We start from the raw sequence: 3543 nt of genomic DNA on the forward strand, positions 1-3543 counted from the left end.
ATTGTCGACGCGCTGCGCGAGCGTCAGCGACGCGCAGTCGACGGCGACAAATTAGGAAACCCGGATAGGACGGACCCTGAGCCCAAGGGCGGGACAGCAGCCGCGGCCGGCAGCCAGCTCGGCGGTAGCGACCTGGAATCTTTTGAGGACTACCCCGAGGAAGCAACAAGCGACGCCGAGAAGGCGTCCGCGCCTCGCGAGGAATCCGGCGCCGGCGCCAGCGCCGAGCCGGGCGGCTCAGACGAATACGACCACGGCACAGCGGATCACGGTGCCGCCGGCAAGGACAACACAGACAACACCCGCTAGCGGACGGTCATCCGGGCGGCATCGCGAGGAGCCGGCGAACTTCGTCGTCTGTCACCTGCCGGAAGTCGGCGAAAACCTGGCCGACCGCCTCGAATTGCGCCGGCGTGATCGCGCACACGACGTCGTCAGCCTCTCGCCCGAGTTGCTCGCACACCGCAGACGGGCCGACCGGCACCGCCACGACGATCGATTTCGGTCCGACGGCGCGCAGCGCGCGCACCGCGGCGAGCATGCTGGCGCCGGTGGCTATCCCGTCGTCGACGAGGAACACCGTCTTGCCGCGGGGATCCGCGGGCGGCCGGTCGCCGCGGTAGGCGCGCTCCCGACGCTCTAACTCCGTTGCCTCGCGATCGATGACCGCGCTTACCTGCTCGTCGCTGATGCCGAGGCTGCCGATCACGTTGTCGTTCATCACGATTCCGCCGCCGCTGGCCAGTGCTCCCATCGCGAGCTCGGTCCAGTGCGGCACGCCCAGCTTGCGCACCAAAAAGACATCGAGCTCGGCGGGCAGTGCGGCGGCGACCTCCCAGCCGACCGGCACACCGCCGCGCGCCAGGCCCAATACCAGCAGGTCGTCCTTGCCCCGATAGGACGCGAGTTCTTCGGCCAGCATCCGGCCGGCTTCCCGGCGGTCCTGGAAGCTGCGCCGGGACGTCCGGTGCAGAAAGCCGCTCGATCGGTTCATTGGTTGTGTCCGCTGTCAGGTGGCAACGCTGGCCATGACCAGCCTACGACCGCAGGCATCGCGTCGCTCCCGGATTGCCACCGTCACATTTTCCGGCGAACGTACAACGGGGGAGCCCGCCGGGGGCCGCAAACACCACGCCGCGCAGAAAAATCGGTGTCCGAGGGGGGACTTGAACCCCCACGCCCATTAATAGGGCACTAGCACCTCAAGCTAGCGCGTCTGCCATTCCGCCACTCGGACCGAATCGATCAATCGGCAGCTAAGGCTATCGGATCGAAAGGTACCTCCCCAAACCCGCTCGCGCTGCTCGGCGATGGGCGTCGATGGTAGGAAAGGTGATTGTGACGGCTGCTTCCGGCGTTCCGGTCGACGAGGTTACCGCTGTCGTCAGCCGGCTGATCCAATTCGACACCACCAATACCGGCGATCCGGATACCACCAGAGGCGAGGCCGAGTGCGCCCGGTGGGTCGCCGCCCAACTCGAAGAGGTGGGTTACCGAACCGAGTACGTCGAATCCGGCGGGCCCGGTCGGGGCAATGTGTTCGCCCGACTCGCCGGCGCCGACAGCTCCCGCGGGGCGCTGCTGGTCCACGGTCATCTCGACGTGGTGCCCGCCTTGGCAGCCGACTGGAGCGTGCACCCGTTCTCCGGCGCCATCGAGGACGGCTACGTCTGGGGCCGCGGAGCCGTCGACATGAAAGACATGCTCGGCATGATGATGGTGGTCGCCCGCCACTTCCGGCGGTCCGGCATCGTGCCGCCCCGTGACCTCGTGTTCGCGTTCGTCGCCGACGAGGAGAACGGCGGCAAACTCGGCGCGCAGTGGCTGGTGGACAACCGCCCGGAGCTCTTCGACGGGGTGACCGAGGCGATCGGCGAGGTCGGCGGCTTCTCGCTGACGGTGCCGCGCCGCGACGGCGGCGAGCGTCGACTGTATCTGATCGAGACCGCAGAGAAGGGTCTGCAATGGATGCGGTTGACCGCGCGGGGCCGGGCCGGGCACGGTTCGATGGTGCATGACCACAACGTCGTCACCGCACTCGCGGAAGCGGTCGCGCGGCTGGGTCGTCACCAGTTTCCGCTGGTGCTCAGCGACGCTGTCGCCCAATTCCTCGCCGCGGTCGGGGAGGAGACCGGATACACCTTCGACACCGATTCACCGGATCTGGAAGGCGCCATCGAGAAGCTCGGGTCGATCGCCCGCATCGTGAAGGCCACGCTGCGCGACACCGCCAACCCGACGATGCTCAATGCCGGTTACAAGTCCAATGTGGTGCCCGCGGTCGCCGAAGCCGTCGTCGACTGTCGGGTGCTGCCCGGCCGGCTGCCGGCGTTCGAAGCCGAAGTCGACGAGCTGATCGGTCCCGACGTCACCCGGGAGTGGATTACCTCGCTGCCGTCGTATGAGACCGCTTTCGACGGTGATCTCGTCGAAGCCATGAACTCCGCGCTGCTGGCCGCAGATCCCGACGCCCGAACGGTGCCGTACATGCTTTCCGGCGGCACCGACGCGAAAGCGTTCGCGCGCTTAGGTATTCGGTGTTTCGGCTTCATCCCGCTGCGGCTGCCGCCGGAGCTGGATTTCGCGGCGTTGTTCCACGGCGTAGATGAGCGGGTACCCGTCGAGGCGCTGAAGTTCGGCACCCAGGTGCTGGCCAACCTTCTGCAACACTGCTGACCGGAATCCAGGAGAGGACTGACCATGAGCGCATCGCTCGACCCGTATGCCCGGTTGCCCGAGCTGCCGACGTTTCAACTGACGTCGGCGTCGGTGACCGACGGACAGCCACTGGCGAACGCTCAGGTCAGCGGCATCATGGGCGCCGGCGGCGAAGACGTCAGCCCGCAGCTGAGCTGGTCCGGCTTCCCCGAGGAAACCCGCAGCTTCGCGGTCACCGTCTACGACCCGGACGCCCCCACGCTGTCCGGCTTCTGGCATTGGGCCGTGGCGAACCTGCCGGCCAACGTCACCGAGTTGCCGGACGGGGCCGGCGACGGCAGCGATCTGCCCGGCGGCGCACTGACGCTGCGGAATGACGCCGGTCAGCGCCGCTACATCGGAGCCGCGCCGCCGGCCGGCCACGGCCCGCACCGCTACTACATCACCGTGGCCGCCGTGGACGTCGACAAGCTGGATCTCCCCGACGACGCGACTCCGGCGTTCCTGGGCTTCAACCTGTTCCAGCACGCCATCGCCCGCGCGGTGATCCACGGGACCTACGAGCAGCATTAGCAGGCGGGGCTACCGGGGCTTCGGGTCGCCGAACCGACGGCCTGGCTCAGGGAGGTGAACCCGCCGTCGTGGAGCCGGCGGGTGATCCCATCGTGAATGTGCTTGGCCCACAGGCCTCCGCCGTAGACGAAGCCGGTGTAGCCCTGCAGCAGCGCGGCGCCTGCGGTGATGCGGTCCCAGGCATCGTCGGCGGTTTCGATGCCACCGACGCTGATCAGCACCAGCCGGTCGCCGACACGGGCGTACAGCCGGTGCAGCACCTCGGCGGCCCGCCGGGCGATCGGCGGTCCGGACACGCCGCCGGAACCGAGG

The 3543-nt window shown here is 68.2% G+C and carries 4 protein-coding genes, 1 tRNA gene and 1 pseudogene; 3 read left to right on the top strand and 3 right to left on the bottom strand.

The features are described 5' to 3' along the window. Window positions 1-309 (top strand): hypothetical protein (locus tag WA317_RS10025; RefSeq protein ID WP_425172887.1); only part of this gene is annotated, 309 nt, incomplete at its 5' end. 7 nt (window positions 310-316) lie between these two features. Here the strand turns inward: WA317_RS10025 and WA317_RS10030 are convergent. Both WA317_RS10030 and WA317_RS10035 read right to left on the bottom strand, forming a co-directional pair. Then, window positions 317-994 carry a phosphoribosyltransferase gene (locus WA317_RS10030; RefSeq protein ID WP_425172888.1) on the bottom strand — a complete coding sequence of 226 codons (678 nt, stop codon included), beginning with the start codon at window positions 992-994 and terminating at the stop codon, window positions 317-319. Window positions 995-1151: 157 nt separating this feature from the next. Next, window positions 1152-1237, bottom strand: a tRNA-Leu gene (locus WA317_RS10035). 83 nt (window positions 1238-1320) lie between these two features. On the opposite strand from WA317_RS10035, the gene WA317_RS10040 reads away from it, so the two are divergent. Both WA317_RS10040 and WA317_RS10045 read left to right on the top strand, forming a co-directional pair. After that, window positions 1321-2676 (top strand): M20/M25/M40 family metallo-hydrolase, encoded by a 1356-nt coding sequence (locus WA317_RS10040; RefSeq protein WP_425172889.1) that lies wholly within the window; start codon window positions 1321-1323, stop codon window positions 2674-2676. 24 nt (window positions 2677-2700) lie between these two features. Further along, window positions 2701-3231 carry a YbhB/YbcL family Raf kinase inhibitor-like protein gene (locus WA317_RS10045; protein ID WP_425172890.1) on the top strand — a complete coding sequence of 177 codons (531 nt, stop codon included), beginning with the start codon at window positions 2701-2703 and terminating at the stop codon, window positions 3229-3231. Here the strand turns inward: WA317_RS10045 and WA317_RS10050 are convergent. Beyond that, window positions 3228-3543, bottom strand: a pseudogene (locus WA317_RS10050) (quinone-dependent dihydroorotate dehydrogenase); the annotation flags it as partial. The gene WA317_RS10045 and the pseudogene WA317_RS10050 overlap by 4 nt on opposite strands.

The sequence above is a fragment of the Mycobacterium sp. genome (assembly GCF_049802695.1).
Lineage (GTDB): Bacteria > Actinomycetota > Actinomycetes > Mycobacteriales > Mycobacteriaceae > Mycobacterium.

Excerpts from the sequence above, each read along its gene's own strand:
- WA317_RS10045 (WP_425172890.1), top strand. The coding sequence starts at position 2,701 with ATGAGCGCATCGCTCGACCCGTATGCCCGGTTGCCCGAGCTGCCGACG.
- WA317_RS10040 (WP_425172889.1), top strand. The coding sequence starts at position 1,321 with ATGGTAGGAAAGGTGATTGTGACGGCTGCTTCCGGCGTTCCGGTCGAC.
- WA317_RS10030 (WP_425172888.1), bottom strand. The coding sequence starts at position 994 with ATGAACCGATCGAGCGGCTTTCTGCACCGGACGTCCCGGCGCAGCTTC.